Raw genomic sequence first — 23,269 nt, 5'->3', positions numbered from 1 at the left:
CACCATGTCGTTACGGCTAGGGTCAAAAGGTTCTTCTTCGCTTACCGAGAAATCTAAACGACATTTACTGTTCTGAATCTTACGGATTCATTAATCGAATTCTCAAAATGTCATCTGTCGGTAAGAGATTTTCGGCCTGCGGTGCGGTAGGGATGCGTTCTCGTGGCAATGCCATGTGGGCAGGCTGCGGCAGAAGATCGAGACCGACTCCGGCAACCCGGAGCACGTGGTGACGGTCCGCGGGCTCGGGTACAAGTTGCAGTTCCCAGGGGTGAGCCGGCAGGTCAGCCTGGGGATTCGTGGACGGCGAGCAGGTTGCACAGGTCGCGGACGCCTGGCGTCGACCAGACCAGTCCGCTCGCCGCGTCCTTGGCGTCGGTGGAGTCGACGGGTCCCTCCAGGATGACCACGCCGTTCTGCACCATGACGGTCACCTGCTTGCCTCGGATCTGGCTCGTGGCGATCAACCGGCTGGGGACAAGGTCGAGGAGGAACTCGTCCGGGACGTCCAGCACGGCGGTCACCGCCGCATCCCGCCCTGGTCGTACGCCAGATCAGCCGATCGCCGGGGGCCTTGACCACGTGCGCCCGTTGCAGACGTGCGGTGCCGCGGCGCGGCACCTCGAGCGCCAGGCAGCCCAGAACCACAGGACGGACAAGATTGAAGTCTGGGCGAGCCGGGCGTACGTCATCGGGCCATCCGTCCACAAGGGCTGCTGGCCTGCCCGTCCGGGGTCGGTGACAGCCTATTCCCGTGATGAACGGATGAATCTTACGAAGCTCTGACGGTCCGGCGCAGGTCTGTGCGACCAGCCCGACCGGGAGGCTTCGTCTCGTAGATCGTGCGGCACCCGGTCGTTTCCGTCGGCTTGCCGACGATCAGACGTCGGCTGGGTGGCAGCAGGCGGACGGCGGAGAACTCGGCTGCGGGCAGGCCTTACGTAGTTCTTACACCCGGCGCCGGAGTTCAACCGGCCAGGCGGCAGTGCCGTACCGGATGACGGAAGGCACTGTTCGTTCGTCGGAGGTAGGGCAGACATGCGTAGGAGAACTGGTATCGCCGTGGCCGTGGGCCTGGTGCTGACGGCTGGCGGGGTGTCCACGGGAATCGCGTCGGCGCATGAGAACCCGGCCGGCAAACGATCCGAGGCGAGCAAGGGCGGCGCGGACAGGGGACGCGGCGGGATGGTCTTCGTCCAGTCGAACGACCCGGAGCACAACTCGATCCTGGCCTTCCGGCGCGCAGCGGACGGCAAGCTGACGGCCGCCGGCGAGTACCCGACCGGGGGCCGCGGCGGCGCCCAGAAGGACAACCCGTTCGACCCCCTCGCATCCCAGGAATCCCTCGTCTTCGACCGCCGGAACAACCTGATGATCGCGGTGAACGCCGGCAGCAACTCCGTCACCACCTTCCGAGTAAGAGACGACAAACTCACCCACCCGCGTACGGTGAAGTCCGGCGGCGATTTCCCGGTGAGCATCGCCGTCTCCGGCCGGACGGTCTACGTCCTCAACGCCGGCGGCGCCACCAACGTGACCGGCTTCCGGCTGAGCCGCGACGGCCTGCACCCGATCGCCGGCTCGACCCGGAAGCTGGGCATCACCAACGCCGCGGTGCCCCTGTTCACCGACTCCCCGCCGCAGGTCGGCTTCAGCCCCGACGGCCGGCACCTGCTGGTCACCACGAAGAGCAAGAACACCATCGAGGTTTTCGCGGCGGCCCACGACGGCAGGCTCTCCGCCAAGCCGGTGACCACCACGTCGACCGGGGACGTACCTTTCTCCTTCGTCTTCGACCAGGCCGGCCACCTGCTCGTCACCGAGGCCGCCAAGTCCGGGGTCACCTCGTACTCACTGCGCAGGAACGGGACCCTCGACGTCATCACACCGTCGGTGGAGTCGGGCCAGCAGGTGCTGTGCTGGATCGCCCGGGCCGGAAAATTCTTCTACGGCACCAATCCGGGCAGCTCGACCATCAGCCTCTACACGGTCGACGGCAAGGGAAAGGTCGCCATCGGCGGAAAGGACGGCGTGATCGCCGCAGCGGGCGGCCCGGAGGCGGTCGCGGAGGTGGCCGCTGCTGCTGCCGCCGCCGAGCAGGACCCCGACGCCGAACCGGCCAAGGCGCCGGGAGCCGGTCCGATCGATCTGGCCGCCACAGCCGACGGCGCGCTGCTGTACGTGCAGAACACCCTCGCGGGGACCGTCGAAGGATTCCGGGTAGGCCCGAACGGTGAGCTCACCCTTGTGGAAACCGAGAACGAAGGCCTCCCCGTCTTCGCCGACGGGTCCGGCATGGAGGGCCTGGTCGTCTGGTAACCGGCGGAGCAGTGGGCTGAGGTCTTACCGACTGCTTACGCGCCCGCCTTGAACCCGTCTGCTGCTTCGTTGCCCGCGTACCTGTCAGTGCGGCTTCCTGACGGAGCCGTCCCGGAACACCCAGACCTACGAGGAGTGAAGCGTGCGAACCACACCACGCCGACAACGGCGGATGCACCCCGGCGCTGTACGGATCGCCATGGCGGCGGCAGTTGTCGCCGCGTCCGGCGTCCTCATCGCGACGTTCGTCTCCAGCGGCGGTAACGGCACCGCGGACGCGGCCACCGAACTGAACCAGTTCGTCGCCATCCAGAACGTCCGGCCCAACGTGACGAACCCCGTACCCGGCGCAGGAGCGTCGACCGGCTCCTTCGCCGTGGACTGCGGCACCAACGGCAACGGGAAGTTCAGCCCGGACAACCCGGTCGCACAGCCCGGCATCAAGAACGGCGCCGAGCACGTGCATGACTTCGTCGGGAACCTCGCCATCACCGCGAACTCGTCCGACGCCGATCTGGACGCGTCCGGGACCACTTGCCGGAACGGGGACAAGTCCTCGTACTTCTGGCCGGTCGTGCGCATCGACAAGACCGTCCGGTCCGGGGCCGAGGCTCAGCGCGCCCTGGCCGCGACGACCCCGATGGTGACGTGCCCCAGCGTCCGGAAAAGGCTGCCCGCCGTACCCCTGCGGGCCAAGACCGCCGTCGACAACCGGCTGGCCGCGCTCGACCGCGGATACGCCGCGGCCAACGAGCGGATGGCGGCGGGTAAGGGTCGCGTCGACGCCCGGCTCAACGCGTCCATCCTGGACGATCTGCGAGAACAGCGAGCCAAGTCGATCAAGGGGATCAGCGACAGCATCGCCGCGGCCGGTGGTGGCCGCACCTCCGGCATGGTCTCGCTCGTGGAATGCGACACCGACTACGACGGCATGCACGCCGCCATGCGACACACCGCCGCCAGCGTCAAAGCCGGCCTGGCCGCCAACCAGCAGGTTCAATGCCCGACCGTACGCGACAAGCTGCCCGGCGTACCCGCTCAAGCTCTCGACGAGGTCAACCGCAACCTCGCCGAGCTGGACCGGCAGATCTCCGAGGCCAACGAACGCCTTGTCACCACCCGCGGACAAGGCGGAAAGAACTTCGTCGACAACGCCATCCTCGGGCCGCTGAAGGCCAAGCGGACGGCCGTGCTCGATCGCATCGGCATCGCCATCTCCCGCCGCGCCGCTCGCCCGCAGGGCCTCGAGGCGCTGGCCGGCTGCAGCGTGACCGACGCGGCCCCGAACGGTCAGGGCAACCAGGGCGACCAGGGGAACCAGAACGGCGGAGGGGCCGAACCCAGCGCCCCCGCCGCGCTGCCCGACCCGCAGGGCCCGGATCTCGAGCTGCCGAACAACACCGGCGGCATCGTCCGTCCCGCAGCCGTCCTGATCGAGTACCGGGGCAACGCCACCACGAAGGTCGTCCCGATGCCGAAGTTCCTGCGGGCGCTCACCGGTGACGCCAAACCGACCAGTCGCGGCCCGGCCAACGCCCGCGCCACCTGGACCTGCTCCGGCTTCACCGACCGTCTCTCCGACAAGTACCCGATCTGCCCGGACGGCAGCCAGGTCCAGCGCGTGCAGGACTTCCCCGGCTGCTGGGACGGCAAGAGCATCGACAGCACCAACCACCGCGACCACCTGGCCTTCGCTGACGCCGGCACCGGCGCCTGCAAGCAGGGCTTCGTGGCCATCCCACAGCTACGTATCACCCTCTCCTACAACATCCCCCGCGACGTTCAGACCAAGGGCCAGTTCGCCCTGGATTCCTTCCCCGAGGAGGACCACAACCCCTTCTCCGACCACAACGACTTCATCAACGTGAACTCCGCCCAGACCATGCAGAAGATCGCCACCTGCATCAACAAGGGCAAGACCTGCCGCTGACCGAACAGAGCGGTACCCCAGCGGCGTCACCGAGGCGTACCGGACCTCGGCGACGCCGTTGGGTACTGTCGTCGCGCGTCGTTTCCGACGGTTGTACACCGATCGAGCGCGCGCCCAGTGGTTCACGTCGCGCTCGACAACGCGGCACCACCACAGGCGAGGAGACGCCGGATTAACCGGAGGAGACGGCAAAGCATTTCCGTCTCGGGGTGGGCTCCTAGCGTGGGAGATATGCAAAAGATCATTCTCGGCGACATCGAGGTGCTCCGCGTTGTGGAGGACCGGACGGCCTTCTCCACCGTCGATGTGCTGTTCCCCTCCGTGCCCGATGAGATGTGGGCGGAGCACGCCTCCAGGCTGGCGCCCGATTTCATCGACGCCGCGACGCGCGGGTGGCAGGCGACCGTGCGCAGACGGTGCTGTGGGAGGGCGACAGCTACCGCATCGACGAGGACCTGGTGCTGGAACTGGCACCCGGGCACACGGCCGGTTCGGCCGTGCTGCGGCTGGCGTCCGGCACCGACCGGGCCCTGTTCGTCGGCGACGTCATCCACATCCCGCTCCAGGTGCTCGAACCCGATCACGACACCTGCCTGAGCGAGGACCAGGCCGAGGCGTCCCGCACCCGCCGCCGGATTCTGCACCAGGCGGCCGCGACGAACAGCTTGGTGCTTCCGGCGCACCTCGGCGGGACGGGCACGCTCGGTGTCACCGGCGCCTTCTCGATCACCGACCGGGCGCTGCGGCCGGTCGCCTGAACCGGGTGGGACACAATCCGTCCATGGATGTTCTCAGCGACGCGATCAGCGCCATGCGGGTGGGCCGGCCCGCCTTGACGCTGGTCGCGGTGGAGCCGTCGTGGAGGGGTGACGTCGAGCTCTTCGACGGTGCCCGGTTCTACGTGGTCACCGCGGGGAGCATCCGGGTCGGACGTGCTCTTCGTCCACCTGATCCGCGCCTACCTGATCTCCCGCGCGTCGCCACCGGCCACCGGCTGGTGCGTCGCTCTCGGCGACGCAGTGGTCGGCCGATCACTGCGCGCCGTGCACGAACGCCCCGCACATCCCTGGACCGTGGAGTCGCTGGGCGCGCACGCGGGCCTGTCGCGGGCCGCGTTCGCCCGCCGGTTCACCGCCCTGGTCGGGCAGCCGCCGCTGACGTACCTGACATGGTGGCGGCTGACCACGGCGGCGCACCTGCTGGAGACGACCGATGTCCCGTTGTCGGTCGTCGCCCAGCGCACCGGGTACGGCTCGGCGTACGCCTTCGCCAACGCCTTCAAACGGGAGTACGGCGTCTCCGCGGGACGATATCGCCGGCAACGCCACACCGGCAGCGGGACGCAGGCCGCCCGCGGCGAGGCGTAGGTACGTGGCCTTTACTCGTTCCTGCACGCCATGTCGTACCGGTGTCTCGTTCCCGCTCCCCGGTCCGGGCAACAAGCCGCCACGGCCCGCCTCCCGGACGGGCGCCCGGCTTCGCGTCCTCGGCCGTTCGTCCGAGTCGCGACCGCCGCGAGTGGGGCTCCGGACGGATGCGCGAGCGGCGCCCCGGACGATGGGATGGCGGTCATGCGTACAGTTCGATGGAGTTCGCGGCCCGTGATCGGGTTGCTGGTGGCCGCCGGTGTCGCGTCGATGGTGGCGTTCGTGCTCGCCCCCGCCGCTCTGCTCGGCGGGAGGTACGGGTCGTTCCGGCAGGAGGCCGCGCTGCGGGACGGGGTCGGTCGCGGCCTCGTCGAGTTCTGGCGGGGCGGCGGGCCGGAGTACCCGGCCCTGCTGGCGAGACTGGTCGACTACTGGTTCCGGTGGCACGCGATCAAGGTGGCGATCAGCTCCCTGATGCTCATCGTGTTCGTGCTGCTCGCCGCCGCCCTGTGGCGTCGATATCTGCGCGGCGCGGGCGCGCGGGCGGTGGGCGCCATCGCCGCGACCAGCTTCGCGGTCCTGGCGACGGGACTGCTGCTGCTGAACATCCAGGCGACCGCCGTGCCGCTGGTCGCGTTGCTGCCGCTGCTGAGCGGGGGAGCACCCGACGGCGACCTCGCCCGGACCCTGCGCGAGGTGCGCGACGGCGTGAACCATCCGGCCGGCCCGCACGGCGGTTCGCCCGCGTTGTCGGTGCTGCTCGGTGAGGTGGAGCGGTACCACTGGGTGATGGTCGCGGCGGCGGGCGTGGTGGTGCTGGCAACCGGCCTGGCGAGCGTGATCCTGTGGCGGCGGCGCGGCGCCGGATCCGCGCGGGCCGGGTTCATGCGCAAGGCGCTCAGCGTCATCCTGGCGGTCACCGTGACCCTGATGCTGACCGTGGTGGCGTACAGCGCGTACTCGGCGGCCGACCCCGGTGGTGCGCTCCTCGCGCTCCTCGGCGGGGGCTGACCGCCGGACCCGCGCGACTTCCCGGGCCGGCCGATCCGGCCCACTGCCGATACTGTCAAGTTTTAGAGGTCCCAGGCGGCGCGGATTGTTGCCGCTTCGTGTTCTGCCTGGCGCTTGCCGATGTGCAGAGCCTGGCCGGCGATCTGTGGGTCCAGCATGTTCACCGGCGCCTCGAGATCGCTGAAGTCGGGCTCCACGGCGATCAGTCGTGTGGTTCCGCGCAGCTGGGCCACTTCAGTGTCCGCCCGGATATCCGAAGCGGCCCGAGTGTCGTCGACTGCGCCACCGGGGGTCCCGACGGGATGGCAGGACACGACCACGACAACGTCGCTTGGCGGGGCCACCGTGGCGTTGAGGTGGTTGAGGAGGCCACCGTCCATGTAGCGAACTCCGTTGATGGTGACGGGCGGGAACAGCATCGGGACGACGCAGCTGGCGGCGACGGCGTGCAACAGCGGCACGCCGGATTGTTCGTCCCACACGACGAATTCGCCGGTGTCGGTGTTGACCGCCGTGCATCGGAACCCGGCGGGCCAGGCGGCGCCGTTGAAGGTCTCGAGCAGGTCGAGGTAGTCGTCTTCGGTGAGTGTGGTCGGGGCCTGCTGTACTGCGGCGCCGATCGCGCGGAGTGCTTGCTGCGGGTCGGTGGCGAGGGCGGCTTGGCGTGATGCGTTCAGGAAGCTTTCCGAGCCTGCCGTCATGGTATCGACGTCGACCTTCTGTCCGACTGCTGCGAGGATGGCGAGGGCGTCGGTGGCGTCGCGGCCGCCGGCCAGCAGCGCACCGACCAGGGCTCCTGCGGATGTGCCCACGATCGCCGAGGCTTCCGCCAGTTCGATGCCGGCGTCTCGCAGCCCGGTGAGCAGGCCGGTCTGCCAGGCGACCCCGACGGTGCCGCCGCCGCCGAGAACGACCGCGCGTGTCGGTGCGCCGTTTCGCTGAGAAGTCATGGGTGTTGTCCTTTTCTACGTCGTGGAGAGGCTGATGCCGAAGAGGCGGTCGACGGTGCCGCTGTTCTTCGATCGCGATCAGCGTCACATCAGGTCTCCCGATCTAACCGTGGCAGTTCACTCAACACTGTTGAGTGAGACCGTACACCACTCGCTCAACGCTGTAGAGTGGGATTCATGGCCGGGACCTCCCGCGACGCTTCCTGAAGCTGCAGGCACCTGCCCCGGGCCGGTCGCGATCAGCTCCGGCCGGCGGGGAACCCGTTGCCGTTTTGAGCCGTACGCGGTCGCGTGTTCGCCACGCCGCGCGCACTGTGAAATGACTGTCGCGGGATTCAGTGTTTGCCGGTGCGGTCGTGGTACTCCTTGCGGGCGGTGAGGACGTCCGCGATGTGCCGCACCGACCAGTCCGTGAGCGCCTTCAGTGGACCTCGCAGCGTCTGCCCGAGCGGTGTCAACGCGTACTCGACGCGGATCGGCGCTTCCGGGTACACCGTTCGCCGGATGAGTCCGTCGCGTTCGAGCGTCCGCAGAGTCTGGGTGAGCATCTTTTCGCTGACCCCCGCGAGCTGTTGCCGCAGTTCGGTGAACCGGCACGCCCCGTTCCGGCCGAGTTCGCCGATCACGAGCACCGCCCACTTGCTGCCGATCTGGTCGAGCACGTCACGTGAGGGGCAGCCCCGCGAGTACGGGTCCCACGTCGGTATGGGTTCGATCACATCGTCGACGGTCGCCACGGAGCTCACCTCGATACTTTCGTCCGGGTGGCCACCTTACCTCGAAGTGGGTACTTACCATAGGAGAGTGACCAGGTAACCATGGGTTTCGTGCCGCGGGAGGTTCGCGGCAGGAAGAGGGATTCCCATGTCGATCGTTGTCACCGCCGCCTCGTCGCAGTTGGGCCGGCATACCGTCGAGGCGCTGCTGGCCCGTGGAGTGCCGGCCTCCGGCGTCATCGCGACCAGCCGTGACGTCAGCAGGATCAAGGATCTCGCGGACCGTGGTGTCGTGGTGCGCCGGGCCGACTTCGCGGAGCCGGACAGCCTGCCCGCAGCGTTCGAGGGCGTGCAGAAGCTGCTACTGATATCGACCACGGACGTGGACCAGCGCGTCGCCAACCACCGCCGCGCCATCGACGCCGCTGTGGCGGCAGGCGCGTCGCTGGTCGCGTATACGAGCATGTTGCACGCGGACACGGCCACCTCGGTCCTCGGCCTTACCCACCACGCCACCGAGCAGGACCTGCGCGACCGCGTCCCCAGCGTCATGCTGCGCAACGGCTGGTACCTGGAGAACTACACCGCCCAACTCCCGCAGGTGCTACGCGGCGGAGCCCTGGCCGGGGCGACCGGACGGGGCAGGATCAGCGCCGCGACCCGCGCCGACTACGCCGACGCCGCCGCGGTCGTGCTGACCACCGACGGACATGCCGGCTACGCGTACGAACTGGGTGGAGACGAGGCGTTCACCCTGGCCGAACTGGCCGCGGCAATCTCGGCCGTCACCGGCAAGCAGATCGCCCACGTCGACCTGCCGGCCGACGGGTTCACCCAGGTCCTGACTGACGCCGGCCTGCCCGCCGAACTGGCTCACGTCCTCGTCGACGCCGACCTCGCCATGAGCCGTGGCGAGTTGTTCACCGACACCGGCGACCTGCGGCGCCTCATCGGACGGCCGACCGTGCGCCCGGCCGACGCGATCACCGCCGCACTCAACTGACCGGCCAGGCGATCGCGTGGGCGGCTGATTCCTCTCACCGTGCATCGTCGCGGTGCGGTCACGGGCGAATGTGCGCTGCCGCGACGATGCGGTGAGTCTCATTTGGGCGAGGCTTGTGCGTCGGACGACCGGGATCGTGATCGTGGCCGGGACGATCAGGTAGTCGTGGCCACGAGAAAGACGGTCAATTCCTCGGGGTCGTCCAGATCGAACATCAGCTTACGAACGTAGCCCTCCGGCGATGCCTTCTCGAACTGATCGATACCCGTGACCTTCACAGCCTTCGTCGGATCGGGATCCGGTTGCCACGGAAAACCCTCCGAGCCACTGCGCAGCCCATCGGTGGGCTCCGGCAGCTTCCCGGCGCGCAAGAAGGCGGGCAGCTCGGCCGCCGGCATCGTGAAGACGGCCCACACCTGGGTGTCCTGAAATCCCGCGGATTCGGCGTGGATCAGCTTCGCCGACGACGGTAGATCGACACCGGCCACCCGCTCAACCTCAGCCGCATCAGTGGTCTCGGGCTTGACCTCGGCCGGTGCGGACGCGGCGGAGCTACAGGCGGCCGATGTTCCCAGCATTGCGGTAACTGCCAGCGAGATGAGGAATTTGCGCATGCGCCCAAGCTAGATCGCATGGTCAAAGGGCGGTCCGGTCGATCGTCGATGACATCTTCTGGCCACTCGTCACCGAGCCGGACGCGTCTGTCCAGTCGCTCCCGGGCCGCTGTGGAGCGCGTACGGAGTCGTGAGGTTCTCTGTGAGAATCGGCCACCGCGCCGGTCCGACCGGCGGGTCTCTCAGAGTCCTCCCAGGAGCTTTGCGAAAGTGGCCAGCCTGGTCCGCGACCATCGTCGCCATGGGAGCGATTGACGTAAGCGGATTGACCAAGCGGTACGGGCCCGACATCGTGGTGGACGATCTGTCGTTCAGCGTTGAGGCTGGGCAGGTCACCGGTTTTCTCGGGCCGAACGGTGCGGGAAAGACCACCACGATGCGCATGATTGTCGGGTTGGCGGCGCCGGATCGAGGTACGGTCACCGTCGCCGGCCGCCGTTACGCCGACTTTCCGGTGCCGTTCACCGAGGTGGGCACGCTGCTCGACGCCGGTGCGGTGCACGGTGGCCGGAAGGCGTATGACCATCTTTTGGCGCTCGCGGCGAGCAACGGCCTGCCCCGCCGTCGAGTCGGCGAGGTGCTCGCCCGGACCAGGGACAGCATCGAGTACCAGGGGGTGGCCGCATGAACCGCGTGCTCGTGGCCGAGTGGATCAAACTCCGTAGCCTGCGCTCCACCTGGTACACGCTGGCCGGTCTCTTCGTCATCAGCCTGGGGATCACCCTGCTGTCCTCGAACACCGCCCAGAGGGCGTATGCGGACGACGTCGGCGCGTGGGATCCGACGGCGTACAGCCTGACCACGTTCAAGGTCGCCCAGCTGATTGTCGGGGTGCTCGCCATCATGGTAGTGACCTCGGAGTTCGCCACCGGCCTGATCCGGACGACATTGACCGCCACGCCCCGGCGGCACCGCGTACTGGCGGCCAAGGTGGTGATCGCTGTGGCCGTCGCCGCGGTGGCCGGACAGGTGCTGATGTTCGCCGCGTTCCTGATCGGACAGTCGCTGCTCGCCGGCAACGGTGTGCCGAATGCGGGGCTCGGAGATCCCGGCGTGCTGCGCGCCGTGTTCGCCGGCGGTCTCTACCTCGCCCTGATCGCGGTGCTGGCTGTCGGGCTCGCGACGATCATCCGGACCACTGCGGGCGCGATCGTCGCCCTGGTAGGCATCGTTATCCTGGTGCCCGCCCTGGCCGGCGCCTTCCCGTCCTGGATGAGTCATCTGTTCGTCGTCTGGCCGACGCTCGGCGGGGCGGCCGCCCTTCGGACCGTCCCGGACCCGGGCTTCCCGCACCCGTGGTGGAACCTGGCCGGCATGTGCCTCGCGATCCTGGTGGTGCTGGCCGCCGCGTTCGTGGTCCTGCGGCGCCGTGACGTGTGATGGCGGCCCGGGATGTCTACGAGGGGCCGGCCGCGGCGGCCGCCGCGCTGCTCGCCATGGCCGGCACCGCGGCGGCTGGCCTGCTCCTGCTGAACGGCGGCCGGGGAGGCGGGCTTGATCGCCTGACCGCAGGCGTCGTCGCGATGGCGGCCGGCGGCCCGGCCGACATCGGCGCAGCCCCGGCCGGCGGCCTTCCGATCGGCGTGCAGGGCCAGATCCAGGTGATGCCCCTGGGCGTGTCCCTGGTGGGGGCACTCGTACTTGGCGCCTTGTTACTCCGCCGTGGCCGGTCCGGGCTGCTGGTACGCGGCTCGTCGGCGGCGGTCGCCTTCACGGCCGGTCTTTGCGCCGTGGCGGTGGCAGCCCGCGGATCGGTGACACTGCCGTCCGGCAGCGCCCGGGCAGTAGTCGGCGGGGCAGGCGCGTGTTCGGCGGGTGCAAGCACGCCGCTCCGCGCTGTCGGCTCGGTCGACACGCTGCAGGCCGGTTTTTCCGTGGCCGTCGGCCCCGCTACGGTCGGCGCGGCGGGTTGGGCGCTGGCCGTCGTCGGGCTGTGCTGGCTGGCCGCCCGGTTCCCGGCCGTCGCGGACACGCTGCGCGCGGCGCGGTGGCCGGTCTGCGGGACGGCTGCGGTGTGCGTGCTGGCGGCATGGGCGCTCGGCGGCCCCGCCGCGGCCGGCGGTGCGTTGCTCGCCCTGCCGCTCGCGGCGGGCGGCGCGTTGCTGCTCGGGCTCGGCGTGCCCTGGGCGATGCACGCAGACGGCGTCCTCTCCTGCGCGCTGGACGGCGGCTGGTCGCCTCCCGAAGGCGTCGCGCTGACGGTCCTGTCCGGTGTCGCGCTGCTGGCCTGTGGCGTCACCGTGGCAGCTCATACCGGTCGGGATCGAGCCGGCGGCCCGTTGCGCCGGGCGGCTGGCCTCGCCGTGCGGCTCGCACCGATGATGGCTGCTGTGCTGGCCCTTCTGACGCTGCTGTCGCGGATCTCGGTCGAGCTGGGCGTCCGGGTGGTCGTCATCGCCGTCCCGGTCCTGGACGTGCGGCTGACGGCGAACCCGTGGGAGGCGCTGGTGGCCGGGCTCGGCGCCGGTGCCGCCGCCGGCTTCGCCGGAAGCCTCCTGGTCGACGCCGTCCGGCGCCGGACCTCCGTGGGCCGGCGACCATGATTGCCAGGGAATAGGCGCAGCGGTCGCTGGTGGTCGACGGCGTGCTCGCCGGCCGCGCCGCGAGGACCGCCTGGCCACGCATGGTGGCCTGACTCTGCGGTTCAATTGTCTCGGCAATGTCAGTGTTCGCAAGTCAGGCCGCCGGGCATTCCTATAGTCCATGCCATGAGCGCGCATGTGGTGGTCGCCGAGGACGACGTCCGGCAGGCCGAGGTGGTCCGGCGTTACCTCCGGGCGGCCGGCTACCGGGCGTCGGTCGTGCACGACGGCCGGAGCGCGATCGAGCTGGTTCTCCGGTCCCGGCCGGAGCTGCTGGTGCTCGATGTGATGATGCCGGGGCCGGACGGGATCGAGGTCTGCCGCGCGCTGCGCCGGGAGAGCATCGTGCCGGTGCTGATGCTGACCGCCCGGCGCGACGAGGACGATCTGATCCTCGGGCTCGAGGCCGGCGCGGACGACTACCTGATGAAGCCGTACAACCCGCGGGAGCTGATGGCGCGGATCCGGACGATGCTGCGCCGCAACGAATGGACGTCGGACGCCCCGCTGCGGGTGGGGGAGGTCGCGGTCGACGTACCCGGCCATCATGTGACCGTCGGTGGGCGCCGGGTCGACTGCACGCCCAGCGAGTTCGAGATCCTGGCCGCGATGGCCGCCGCCCCGGACCGGGTGTTCACCCGGGCGCAGCTGCTGGAGAAGACCCGGGGGTTCGAGGTCTCTGCGACCGACCGGACCGTCGACATGCATGTCGTGAAGCTGCGCCGCAAGATCGAGCCGGATCCGCGGCGGCCTTCGTACCTGCTGACCGTGTACGGCATCGGATACAAGCTCACGGACGGGTCGCTGTGAGGTCCCAGAGCCTGGTCGGGCGCCTGCTGGCCATGTCACTGCTGGTGATGCTCTGTGCCGTGCTGGCCACCACGTGGCTGGTGGTGAACAGCACCACGTCGCAACTGCGGCAGGAACTGGGCCAGGGCATCGCGTACGACGCCCGGATCTATGAGGCAGTGCTCGAGTACGCCGCCGAGCACACCACGTGGTCCGGTGCGCAGCCGATGCTGGCCGAGCTGAGCGGGCTGACCGGCCGGCAGATCACGCTCACCGGTGAGGACGGCACCTTCCTGGCCAGTTCCGAGGGGAAGCGGCCAGACCTTCCGGCCCGGCGGTCGGCGCTGGTCAACCCTCTCCAGGTCGAGGGATTCCTCGCCTCCGACGAGTCGGACGCCAACGGTATCTACAAGCGGGCGTTCGGTCCGTACCGCTTGACCGCCGCCGAGCACCGCATGCTGTCCGGCCGGTTTATCCGCGCTGAGGAGTGCATGACCGAGCAGGGCATAGCCGCCGGGGCCGGCACCTTCACCGCGGGCCGGCCGACGTTGGCGCCACTGTTCACCAGTGCCGACCTGGTCTCCGCGCAACTGGCCGACTGCTATCGGAAGTCCGGCGCCGACGTGGTCACCGACACCGAACGTGCGGCCCTGGCCCAGCTGACCGCGCTCACCAACGCGTGCCTGGTGGGAGCCGCAGCCGAGCCCGTGGTCACCGTGCTGCCCGGCTTCGCCTGGAAGCCGGCCCGCCAGGCCCGCCTGGACCCCGGCCAGCCGCAGGAGTGCATCATTCAGTCCCGCCGGAAACAGCTCGCGCCGTACGTGGCCCCGCCCGCCTACCTCTATGTCGCCGGCCCGGACCGGCAGGCCGGCACGGTGTTCGACCTCTCCCGGGCCGGCACCTCGCGGGTCGCGACCGTGGCCGGGCTGGTCCTGGCCGTCGCGTTCGCGGTCACTCTGCTGGTCGGCCTGCGAATCTCCCGGCCGCTGCGCGCGCTCACCCACGCCGTCGAGAGCGGTGCGAGCGACCTCCCGGTCCGGGGCCGCGACGAGATCGGCCGGCTCACTGCCGCATTCAACGACCTCTCCGAGCGCCGGGAGACCGTCGAACGGCAACGACGCGCGATGATCAGCGATATCGCCCACGAGCTCGGCTCCCCGCTGACCAACATCCGCGCCTGGCTCCAGGCCGCCCGGGACGGCGTGGCCGAACCCGGCCCGGAGCTGCTGGACCTGCTCGTCGACGAGGCCGAGCTGCTGCAGCACGTCATCGGCGATCTCAGCGACCTGGCCGACGCCGACGCCGGCCGGCTCCGCCTGCATCCCGAGCTGGTCTACGTCAACGAACTGCTCGGTCAGGTCGCCGCGGCGCACGCCGGCCGCGCCGACGGCGTCTCGATCGAGGTGGAGGCGGCGGGCGACCCGGAGGTCATGCTTGACCCGAACCGGATCCGGCAGGTAGTCGGCAATTTGCTCTCCAACGCTGTCCGGCACTCACCGCCCGGTGCCACCGTGACTGTCCGCTCGCGGCTCGACGGCGGCTACCTGGTGATCGAGGTCGCCGACACCGGCCAAGGCATCGCCGAGGACGACTTGCCGTACATCTTCGACCGCTTCTGGCGCGCCGACAAGTCGCGCAACCGGAGCACCGGCGGCAGCGGCCTGGGCCTGGCCATCGTCCGCAAACTCGCCGAGGCCCACGGCGGCACCGTCACCGCGACCAGCCGGCTCGGTCACGGCAGCACCTTCACTCTGCGCCTGCCTACCTGACATCCCTTCATCCTCACCGTGAGCGGCCCGGCCACTCGCGGCGATGACCCCTGCATTGGAGGCGGCCGATCGTGGCTGCGAAGACGAACCGCCTGCTGGCCCTGGACGGCCTGCGACTGCTGTGCGCTCTGGCGGTGGCCTTCCATCACCTCGGCATGGCGTGGTCGGTCGACGGTGTCCGGCCGACCACCGCGTACCTGCCGCAAGAAGTGAACTCGACGCTGATCTACGGCTTCCTCGGCGTCGAGACGTTCTTCATGATCAGCGGCTTCGTCATCTGCATGAGCGGCTGGGATCGGACCCCGCGCGACTTCCTCGCCTCCCGCGCCGCCCGGCTCTACCCCGCCTTCTGGGCCTGCGTCCTGATCACCACGGCGGTCATGACCTTCCTGCCGCTCACCGACGGCGTCCCCTTGCCGCACGGGCTGACCGCCACCGACATCGCCGTCAACCTCACCATGCTCGCCAAACCGCTGAACGTGCCATACGTCGACACCGTCTACTGGACCCTCTGGTACGAGCTGCGGTTCTACGCTCTGTTCGCCATCCTGGTCCTGATCGGCCCCACCCGCCGCCGGGTCATCGCCATCGGCGCCGGCTGGCTGGTCCTCTCCGTCCTCGTCCCGGCCGAGGCGCCACTCGCCGAGCTGGTCATGCCCCAGTTCGCCCCCTACTTCGTCGCGGGCATCACGATCTACCTCGTCCGCCGCCACGGCCCCGCGTGGCCGTTGTGGGCCCTGCTGGCCGCGGCCTGGGCGCTCAGCCTTTTCCGCGTACGCGAGCGCGTGCTCGTCGCGAACCCCGGCTTCCCGGTACCGGTCTGGCCCGCGTGGCTGATCATCACCCTGGCGTACATCGTGCTGCTGGCCATCGCCCTGGGCGTCACCGACCGCTGGCGTTGGCGCTGGCTGGCCGTGGCCGGCGCGATCTCCTACCCCCTCTATCTGCTGCATCCCCGCATCGGTTACACCATGATCCGGTACGCCTACGACCGCACCGGCGTACCGGTGCCCGCCCTCATCATCGCCGCGGTGGCGATCCTGATCGTGGCCGCCTGGCTGGTCCACCGCCTGATCGAGCGGCCGGCCGCCCCCGCCCTGCGCCGCTGGATCGCCACCGGCTCCATCCGCCCGAGCCGACCGCCGACATCAGACGATCGGAGACCACGGCAGCGCGTCGCGTAGGCGAAAGTCAATCCTCCTCCGCCCGAAGTCGACTCGGGTGATCCGGTTCATCAGGCGATGATGCTGATGCTGGGCAGCAGTCGCAGCGGGAGATTCTGCGGGACTTCATCAGGGCGCAGCAGACCGTGCTCCCGGAACCGGCGGCGGGCCGCCGATGTTCACAGCCGGCACTTTAGGTTAGGGTTACCTAATATGACCCGAGGCTTGCGTCGATGGAGTGCGGCCTCAGCCCGGAAGAAGATCGGAAAGGCCCGCTCTCAGCATGCCGAAGTCCTCACGCCGTCTCACGGTGCACCGCTGGCCGGCCGTGTCGATCGCCGAGTCCGAGCTGCTCGCCGGGGGTCGGCATCTGGTGATCCACTCCGGTGGCGCGGGCGCCCAGGCTCGTGAGTTTGTCGCCGTCCACGACGACCTGCGGGTGACGATCTGCGCGCTGCCCGCCCAGGCCGGCTGGCTGTGCCGCGACCTGCCCGCCACCATCCCTGACGAGCAGCAGCGAGCGCGGGTCGGCGTGATCGAGCAATCCGTCTTCGAGCCCCGCCCGGCCTCCGAGCACCACCGTCCACGAACTCGTACCCGTCGGCGCCCACTGACCTCCCGTGCCAAATCTCCCGTGCCCAAGTGAAGAAGAAAAGGAAGAACATACCCATGACCACGACACCCCTGAGACGGCGCGGCGCGGCCCTGACCGCCGCGATCCTGAGCGCCGCGCTCGTCCTCACGGCCTGCGGCAGCGCCGACGACAGTGGTGACAACGCCGCCGGCAAGGCTGACGCGACCCGCACCGTCAAGGGCGGCAACGGCGACATCACGATCCCCGCCGCCCCGCAGCGGGTCGTCACGATCGGCAACACGGACCTGCCGTTCATCGACATGGGTGGCAAGCCGGTGGGCGTCACCGACGTGGCCGAGTCCGAACTCAGCTTGTTGCCGGAGGATCAGCGCGCAACGTTCGAGAAAGCCACGAAGCTCGGTCAAGAGGTGGACCTCGAAAAGGTCGCCAGCCTCAAGCCGGACCTCATCCTGGTCCAGATTCCCGATGCCGAGTTCAAGAAGATCGAGCAGCAACTCGGGACGATCGCCCCGACGGTCTTCTGGGGTCTCGACACCGAGTGGAAGGCACTCGCCGAGTCGATCGCGGAGGCCGGCAACGTGAAGGACGCGCTCGGCCGGCAGAAGGCGGACTTCGAGGGACGTGTCGCCAAGATGAAGCAGACGTACGCGGACGCCATCAAGAACACCAAGTTCGTCAATCTCGACCGCTACGCGAACTCCGATCCCGGGACGTACGTCATCGCGGACATCGGGTGCGTCGAAATCGCCCAGAACGACATCGGTTTGAACTTCCCCAAGGCGGCCGCCGGCGCCGACCCCCTGGCCTACACGGCCTTGCCCTTCGAGCAGATCGCCAAACTCTCCAAGTACGACGTGATCACCTACCCCGCCGACGCCAAGGGCCAGCCGACCGCGGTCTTCGCGCCGGTGGTCGAGACCAACACCTGGAAGGCGCTGCCCACCGTGCAGTCCGGTCACGCGCTCGGCGTCTTCTGCCCCGGCAACAACTCCTACGGTGCCGTCCTGCGGTACATGGAGTCGCTCGACACCGCACTGGCGACCATCCCCGCCGATAAGTGACGGACCTCGCACTGCGACGACCCGTCGGTCCGGGCACCAGAACGGTGTCCGGACCGCGTCGCCGTCTGATCGGCCTGATCGTCGCGCTCGCAGTGCTCCTGGGGTTGCTGGTGGCGAGCATGATGATCGGATCGACGGCCATCGCACCCACCGTGGTGTGGGACGCCCTGGTCCACCCGTCGAACGACATCGATCAGTTCGCGATCCGGGACTTCCGGCTGCCGCGCACCGTCGTCGGACTGGTCGTGGGCATGGCGCTCGGGGTCTCGGGGGCGTTGATCCAGGCGCTGACCCGCAACCCGCTGGCCGATCCGGACATCCTCGGACTGAACGCGGGCGCCTCCTTCGCGGTGACAGTCGCCGTGGGGCTGCTCGGCGTCCGCGACATTCAGAGCTACATGTGGTTCGCCTTCGCTGGAGCGCTGATCGTCACACTCGTGGTGCTCGCCCTCGGATCGACCCGACGCGGCCAATCGCCGGTGATGATGGTTCTCGCCGGGGTCTGCGTCGGCGCGGTGTTCAGGGGTGCCGGTTCGGCGCTCGAGCTGACCAACCCGGACGCCTTCGACGCGATCCGATCCTGGAATGCCGGTTCGATCGTGAGCCGCCCGCTCGACCTGCTGTGGCCGACCCTGCTGTTCTTCGCGATCGCGCTCCTCCTGGCCTTCGCGGTGTCAGGCCCGCTCAACGCCATGGCCCTCGGTGACGAGCTGGCCGTCGCCCAAGGCGTCCGGCTGGCACGCAGCCGGATCCTCGCGATCATCGCGCTGACGCTGCTCGCCGGCGGCGCCACCGCGATCGCCGGGCCGATCGGCTTCGTCGGACTGATGGTCCCGCACGTCGCGCGCTGGATCGTGGGCCCGGACCAGCGCTGGATCTTCGCCTACAGCGCGCTGCTGGGCCCGATCCTGCTGCTGGCCTCCGACATTCTCGGGCGGGTCGTGATGCGGCCCGGCGAGATCCCCGTGGGCATCGTCACCGCCTTCGTCGGCGCCCCCGTACTCATCGCGCTGGTGCGGCAGAAAAAGGCGAGCGGGCTGTGAGTACGCACAGTGGACGCGGTCCGCACGCTGGTTCCTCCCGGACTGCCTGGTCGCCGGGGACGCGCCGGGTGGACTTCGGGCGGCGGGTGCTGGTGCTGCGGCGTCGGAGGGTCGCGGTGCGGTTCGAGCGGCGCGCGGTCATCGTCTGCTCGGTCCTCGCACTGGCGGTCGCCTGCATGGCTGTGCTCGCGCTGATGACCGGCTCGTACCAGCTCAGTCCAGGACAGGTGGTCTCCGCGCTGACCGGTGGGACAACCGGGCTCGTCCACGACATCGTGGTCGAGTGGCGGCTGCCCCGCGTCGCCGCGGCGCTGGTGTTCGGCGCCGCGCTGGGGGTGAGCGGCGCGGTCTTCCAGTCGACGCTGCGCAATCCGCTCGCCGACCCGGGCGTCATCGGGTTCTCCCAGGGTTCCTACACCGGGGCGCTGATCGTGATCCTGCTCGTCAACGGAACCTACTGGCAGTTGGTCGGCGGAGCCCTGATCGGCGGACTCGCGACGGCCGTCGCCGTGTACCTGCTCGCCTACCGGCGAGGGGTGCAGGGGTTCCGCCTGATCATCGTGGGCATCGGCATCTCGGCGATGCTCGGCTCGCTCAACACCTGGCTGATCCTCAAAGCCGATCTGGACCAGGCGATGGCCGCCGCGACATGGGGGGCCGGGTCGCTCAACGGCGTCTCCTCGGCAAAGGTCGTCTTCGGCGGCGCCTGCATCGCCGTGCTCCTGCTGCTGGCGGCGATGTGGAGCAGGCCGATGCGGCAACTGGAGCTGGGTGACGATGCGGCCGCGGCCCAGGGAGTGCGGGTCTCGGCAACTCGCCTCGGGCTGATCGTGCTGGGGGTGGCGTTGATGGCGACAGTCACCGCCGCGTCCGGCCCGATCGCGTTCATCTCGCTGCTCGCGCCACAGATCGGACGGCGGTTGACCCGCAGCGCGGGGATCACCCTCGCTCCCGCGGCCTTGGCCGGCGCGCTGCTCTGTCTGGCGGCGGACTACCTCGCCCAGCACGTCGCCCCAACCCCGTTGCCGGTCGGCATCATCACCGTCATGCTCGGCGGCGGGTACCTCGGCTGGCTGCTGATCACCGAGGCAAGGAGACGCCTTTGAGTACCCACACCAGCGCGGTCAACGGTCTTGCGGCAGCGGGAGACGCGCCCGCGTCCACTCCGTACCCGGGCGGCTCACGACTTCACGTGGAGTCTGCGACGATCGGCTACGACAAACGCGTCATCTCCCGAGAGCTGTCAGTGGCGATCCCCGACGAGTCGTTCACCGTGATCGTGGGTCCGAACGCGTGCGGCAAGTCCACCCTGCTGCGCGGCCTGTCCCGGCTGTTGAAACCGTCGGCCGGGCAGGTCGTTCTCGACGGCGCCGACATCAACTCGTTCAAGACCAAGGAGGTGGCGCGGCGGGTCGGACTGCTGCCGCAGACCTCCATCGCCCCCGAGGGCATCACCGTGGCCGATCTGGTGGCCAGGGGCCGGTATCCGCATCAGGGGTTCACCCGGCAGTGGACCGAGGCCGACGAGCAGGCCGTACTGCGGGCGATGGACCAAACCGCGGTCACCGAGTTGTCCGGCCGCCTGGTGGACGAGTTGTCGGGTGGCCAGCGCCAGCGGGTGTGGGTGGCTATGGCGCTCGCGCAGCACACGAGCATCATGCTGCTCGACGAGCCGACCACCTTCCTCGACATCACCCATCAGATCGAGTTGATGGAACTGTTCACCGACCTGCACCACGTCGGTCACACCCTGGTCGCCGTGCTGCACGACCTGAACCATGCCGCCCGCTATGCCACCCACCTGATCGCCATGAAAGACGGCCGTGTCGTCGCCGAAGGCCCGCCGGCTGAGATCGTGACCGCCGACCTCGTGCACGAGGTCTTCGGACTCCGCTGCCTCGTCGTACCCGATCCGGTCGCCGGTACCCCGTCAGTCGTGCCGTTAGGCCGTGAACGCCCACCAGCGGCAGCCACAACCGAAACGACCTGACCGCACACACCTGCCTCGCGCTCCCGGACAGCGCATCGACAGTGCAGGGATGGGCGGCATCGTTGCAAGGTTAGCCTAACCTTCATTAGGCTTGCGGCGAACCTTGCCTCGGCTGGCTCGACCTGGTCTCAAGAGAAGTGGGTGTGCTTCCGTTGACGGCTTTTGATCGTGTGGGGTTGACTGCGAGCCAGCGGGGCAACTGGGTGGCTCGGAGGCTTGCTCCTGAGTCTTCGGTGTTTTGTGCGGGTCAGTTGATCTGGTTGGACGGTGTGGTCGATCCGGCGGTGTTCGTGTCGTCGGTGAGTTCTGTTTTCGTGGAGACCGATGCGTTGCGGGTGCGTTTCGGTGACGAGGACGGTGTTCCTTTTCAGTACGTCGATACCGCGATGACACTCTCGACAGAGGTCGTCGATGTGGGACATGGCGATGATCGGATCCGGGTGCTGGCCCGCGAGCAACTCACCGGGCCGTTGGCTACTGCGGGGGAGCCGGCGACAGGTTCGACCCTGATTCGTCGTGAGAACGGGACGTGGGCGTGGATCCTGGTCACCGATATCCTGCTCGTCGACGGTTACAGCATTTCTCTTTTCATTCGTCGTGTCGCCGAGGTTTATTCCGCGGCGCAGGCTGGTGATGCGGTCCCGGACCGCTGGTTCGGCGCCCTGAAGAACGTCACAAACACCAGCAAGAACAACGAATCCAGCGACAGAGAAGACGTCACGTATTGGAGCAGTGTCCTCGGGATCGGGAACACCAGCCATGTGGAGGACTTGTCGGGGGTCTTCGTATCATCGAGTCAGCCGGTGGTCGTCGCGGTAGCCGACGACACCTATTCGAAGGTTCAGCGGTTCGCCCGGGCGGCGCGGGTTTCGTGGACTGATTCGCTGATCGCGTTGTGGGGTGTCTACACGGCTCTGGTTGATGGTCGTGACCGCGTCGCGGTCCGGGTTCCTCTGATGTTGCGTGACGATCGTGAGTCGTTGAAGACACCGAGCGCGATTTCGAGAGCTGTTCCGGTCGTCGCCGAGATCAGCCCGTATCACGTCTTTGCGGATGTTCTCGAGGTTGTCGCGGACCAGTTGAAGACTTCCCGGCGTCACACGACTGTTGAAGATCATCAGATCGCTCGTTTGTGGCCGGATGGTCAAGCGTCCTATCTGGCGCTCCCGACGATCAACATCAGACTCTTCGAATCATTGCCGCGCCTGGGCGGTATCGAGGCGATCCCTGAAACGATCAGCACCGGCCCGGTCGGATCGCTCGACCTTGCGATCTACCGCGATCCCGGCTCCGGAATCCGGCTGGAGCTGTCCACAGGCTCCACCACCGGCGACCCTCTCCGGCACGCCGAACAATTCAGCCGTTTCCTCAGCGCCGCCCTTCACGGTTCCCCCATCCGGACCCTGCATCAACTGAGCACCGGATTCACACCCGATGCTGATGGTCCGGATCCGTCATGGGCGCAAGGCGAGACACTCGATATTGCGCCGGTGACAGTGGACGCATTGGTGCGTCGTCGGGTCGCGGCCGATCCGGACGCGGTCGCGCTTGTGGCCGATGACGGCATCGAACTCACCTATCGCCAGTTCGATGCGCGGGTCAACGCTCTCGCCCAGCTGTTGATCGGTCAGGGTGTGCGGGTCGGGGATCGGGTCGCGGTCGTCATGACGCGTTCGGTCGACCTGGTGGTGGCGCTCACTGCGGTGATGCGTGCGGGAGCGGGCTATGTGCCGGTCGATCCGGGCTATCCCACAGAACGCATCAGGGACATTCTCGACGACGCCGCACCCAGTGTCGTGATCGCCGATCGGCACATCGCCGGAATACATCAGCACGCCGCACCGCTACTGCGCATCGATGACCGTGACATACAGCAGCACTTGGCTGTTGGTCGGGAAGCTGTTCCCGTTCTGTCTCGGCCGTTGGCTGGTCTTGATGTTGCGGTGGTGATTTTCACGTCGGGGACGACGGGTAATCCGAAGGGGGTGGTCGTCACGCATCAGGCTCTCGTCAGCCGGCTCGCTTGGGGTCATCGGGTATTGGGTTACACATCAGACAGTGTGGCGTTGTCGAAGAGTGGTGTGGGTTTCGTCGATGCGGTGACCGAGTTGTTCGGGCCGTTGATCGCGGGTGCTTGTGTCGTGGTCGTGGTCGCGGAGTCTGCGCAGGATCCGGCTGGTCTGCTGGGCGTGATCGGTCGGCGTCGTGTCACGCATCTGCTGACGGTGCCGAGTCTGGCTGATGTCCTGGTCCGTCATGACGATGCGATTACGGCGTTGGTTTCGGTCCGGTCGTGGGTGTCCTCGGGTGAGGCGCTCTCTGCCGGCACGGCGGATGGTATGCGTGCGGTGGCACCGCGGGCTGTGC

General features: G+C 68.5%; 22 protein-coding genes and 1 pseudogene. 19 read left to right on the top strand and 4 right to left on the bottom strand.

Translation table 11 applies throughout. The features are described 5' to 3' along the window. Positions 1-172: 172 nt before the first annotated feature. Positions 173-262, top strand: a pseudogene (locus QSK31_RS41555) (winged helix-turn-helix domain-containing protein); the annotation flags it as partial. A 22-nt stretch (positions 263-284) separates the two neighbouring features. Here the strand turns inward: QSK31_RS41555 and QSK31_RS41550 are convergent. Further along, positions 285-524, bottom strand: a complete 240-nt coding sequence (locus QSK31_RS41550) for a BON domain-containing protein (protein ID WP_285690383.1) — start codon at positions 522-524, stop codon at positions 285-287. Positions 525-1,038: 514 nt separating this feature from the next. Between QSK31_RS41550 and QSK31_RS41545 the strand changes: the two genes are divergently transcribed. From QSK31_RS41545 to QSK31_RS41525, 5 genes are all read left to right on the top strand, one after another. Continuing rightward, on the top strand, positions 1,039-2,319 hold the full coding sequence (locus QSK31_RS41545; RefSeq protein ID WP_285690382.1) for a lactonase family protein: 1,281 nt from the start codon (positions 1,039-1,041) through the stop codon (positions 2,317-2,319). 142 nt (positions 2,320-2,461) lie between these two features. After that, positions 2,462-4,249: a DUF1996 domain-containing protein gene (locus QSK31_RS41540; protein ID WP_285690381.1), complete on the top strand. Its 1,788-nt coding sequence runs from the start codon at positions 2,462-2,464 to the stop codon at positions 4,247-4,249. A 392-nt stretch (positions 4,250-4,641) separates the two neighbouring features. Then, on the top strand, positions 4,642-5,007 hold the full coding sequence (locus tag QSK31_RS41535; RefSeq protein WP_285690379.1) for an MBL fold metallo-hydrolase: 366 nt from the start codon (positions 4,642-4,644) through the stop codon (positions 5,005-5,007). 174 nt (positions 5,008-5,181) lie between these two features. Further along, positions 5,182-5,616, top strand: coding sequence for a helix-turn-helix domain-containing protein (locus QSK31_RS41530; protein ID WP_285690378.1), 435 nt, complete (start codon positions 5,182-5,184; stop codon positions 5,614-5,616). 204 nt (positions 5,617-5,820) lie between these two features. Next, positions 5,821-6,627, top strand: a complete 807-nt coding sequence (locus QSK31_RS41525; protein WP_285690377.1) for a hypothetical protein — start codon at positions 5,821-5,823, stop codon at positions 6,625-6,627. 62 nt (positions 6,628-6,689) lie between these two features. Here QSK31_RS41525 and QSK31_RS41520 read toward each other — a convergent pair whose 3' ends face one another. Next, entirely contained in the window at positions 6,690-7,577 is an 888-nt protein-coding gene (locus tag QSK31_RS41520; RefSeq protein WP_285690376.1) for a patatin-like phospholipase family protein, read from the bottom strand. A gap of 335 nt (positions 7,578-7,912) precedes the next feature. After that, positions 7,913-8,314, bottom strand: a complete 402-nt coding sequence (locus tag QSK31_RS41515; RefSeq protein ID WP_285690375.1) for a winged helix-turn-helix transcriptional regulator — start codon at positions 8,312-8,314, stop codon at positions 7,913-7,915. Positions 8,315-8,441: 127 nt separating this feature from the next. On the opposite strand from QSK31_RS41515, the gene QSK31_RS41510 reads away from it, so the two are divergent. Then, positions 8,442-9,296, top strand: coding sequence for an NmrA family NAD(P)-binding protein (locus QSK31_RS41510; protein WP_285690374.1), 855 nt, complete (start codon positions 8,442-8,444; stop codon positions 9,294-9,296). 155 nt (positions 9,297-9,451) lie between these two features. Here QSK31_RS41510 and QSK31_RS41505 read toward each other — a convergent pair whose 3' ends face one another. Further along, positions 9,452-9,910: a hypothetical protein gene (locus tag QSK31_RS41505; protein ID WP_285690373.1), complete on the bottom strand. Its 459-nt coding sequence runs from the start codon at positions 9,908-9,910 to the stop codon at positions 9,452-9,454. Between the two features lie 241 nt (positions 9,911-10,151). Here QSK31_RS41505 and QSK31_RS41500 point away from each other — a divergent pair, with 241 nt between their 5' ends. From QSK31_RS41500 to QSK31_RS41445, 12 genes are all read left to right on the top strand, one after another. Then, positions 10,152-10,538, top strand: coding sequence for an ATP-binding cassette domain-containing protein (locus QSK31_RS41500; protein WP_502873101.1), 387 nt, complete (start codon positions 10,152-10,154; stop codon positions 10,536-10,538). Further along, the gene (locus QSK31_RS41495) at positions 10,535-11,290 is read left to right on the top strand and encodes a DUF2705 family protein (protein ID WP_285690372.1); all 756 of its coding nucleotides are present in this window, start codon (positions 10,535-10,537) and stop codon (positions 11,288-11,290) included. The genes QSK31_RS41500 and QSK31_RS41495 overlap by 4 nt, the downstream gene beginning before the upstream one ends. Continuing rightward, on the top strand, positions 11,290-12,453 hold the full coding sequence (locus QSK31_RS41490) for a streptophobe family protein (protein ID WP_285690371.1): 1,164 nt from the start codon (positions 11,290-11,292) through the stop codon (positions 12,451-12,453). Before QSK31_RS41495 ends, QSK31_RS41490 begins: the two co-directional genes overlap by 1 nt. 165 nt (positions 12,454-12,618) lie before the next feature. Beyond that, positions 12,619-13,302: a response regulator gene (locus QSK31_RS41485; protein WP_285690370.1), complete on the top strand. Its 684-nt coding sequence runs from the start codon at positions 12,619-12,621 to the stop codon at positions 13,300-13,302. Continuing rightward, positions 13,299-15,050, top strand: coding sequence for a sensor histidine kinase (locus QSK31_RS41480; RefSeq protein ID WP_285690369.1), 1,752 nt, complete (start codon positions 13,299-13,301; stop codon positions 15,048-15,050). Before QSK31_RS41485 ends, QSK31_RS41480 begins: the two co-directional genes overlap by 4 nt. A 71-nt stretch (positions 15,051-15,121) precedes the next feature. Further along, a complete protein-coding gene (locus QSK31_RS41475) occupies positions 15,122-16,234 on the top strand; it encodes an acyltransferase family protein (RefSeq protein WP_285690368.1) in 1,113 nt (370 codons plus the stop codon). Between the two features lie 262 nt (positions 16,235-16,496). Continuing rightward, the gene (locus tag QSK31_RS41470) at positions 16,497-16,859 is read left to right on the top strand and encodes a hypothetical protein (RefSeq protein ID WP_285690367.1); all 363 of its coding nucleotides are present in this window, start codon (positions 16,497-16,499) and stop codon (positions 16,857-16,859) included. A gap of 23 nt (positions 16,860-16,882) precedes the next feature. Beyond that, positions 16,883-17,869: an ABC transporter substrate-binding protein gene (locus QSK31_RS41465; RefSeq protein ID WP_285690366.1), complete on the top strand. Its 987-nt coding sequence runs from the start codon at positions 16,883-16,885 to the stop codon at positions 17,867-17,869. A gap of 44 nt (positions 17,870-17,913) precedes the next feature. Next, on the top strand, positions 17,914-18,912 hold the full coding sequence (locus QSK31_RS41460) for a FecCD family ABC transporter permease (RefSeq protein WP_285690365.1): 999 nt from the start codon (positions 17,914-17,916) through the stop codon (positions 18,910-18,912). A 68-nt stretch (positions 18,913-18,980) separates the two neighbouring features. After that, the gene (locus QSK31_RS41455; RefSeq protein ID WP_285690364.1) at positions 18,981-20,018 is read left to right on the top strand and encodes a FecCD family ABC transporter permease; all 1,038 of its coding nucleotides are present in this window, start codon (positions 18,981-18,983) and stop codon (positions 20,016-20,018) included. An 86-nt stretch (positions 20,019-20,104) separates the two neighbouring features. Further along, positions 20,105-20,902, top strand: coding sequence for an ABC transporter ATP-binding protein (locus QSK31_RS41450; protein WP_285690362.1), 798 nt, complete (start codon positions 20,105-20,107; stop codon positions 20,900-20,902). A 143-nt stretch (positions 20,903-21,045) separates the two neighbouring features. Beyond that, the coding region (locus QSK31_RS41445; RefSeq protein ID WP_285690361.1) for an AMP-binding protein at positions 21,046-23,269 on the top strand (2,224 nt) is incomplete at its 3' end.

The sequence above is a fragment of the Actinoplanes sp. NBRC 103695 genome (genome assembly GCF_030269485.1).
GTDB lineage: Bacteria > Actinomycetota > Actinomycetes > Mycobacteriales > Micromonosporaceae > Actinoplanes.
This window is presented reverse-complemented; position numbering and strand designations above follow the sequence as displayed.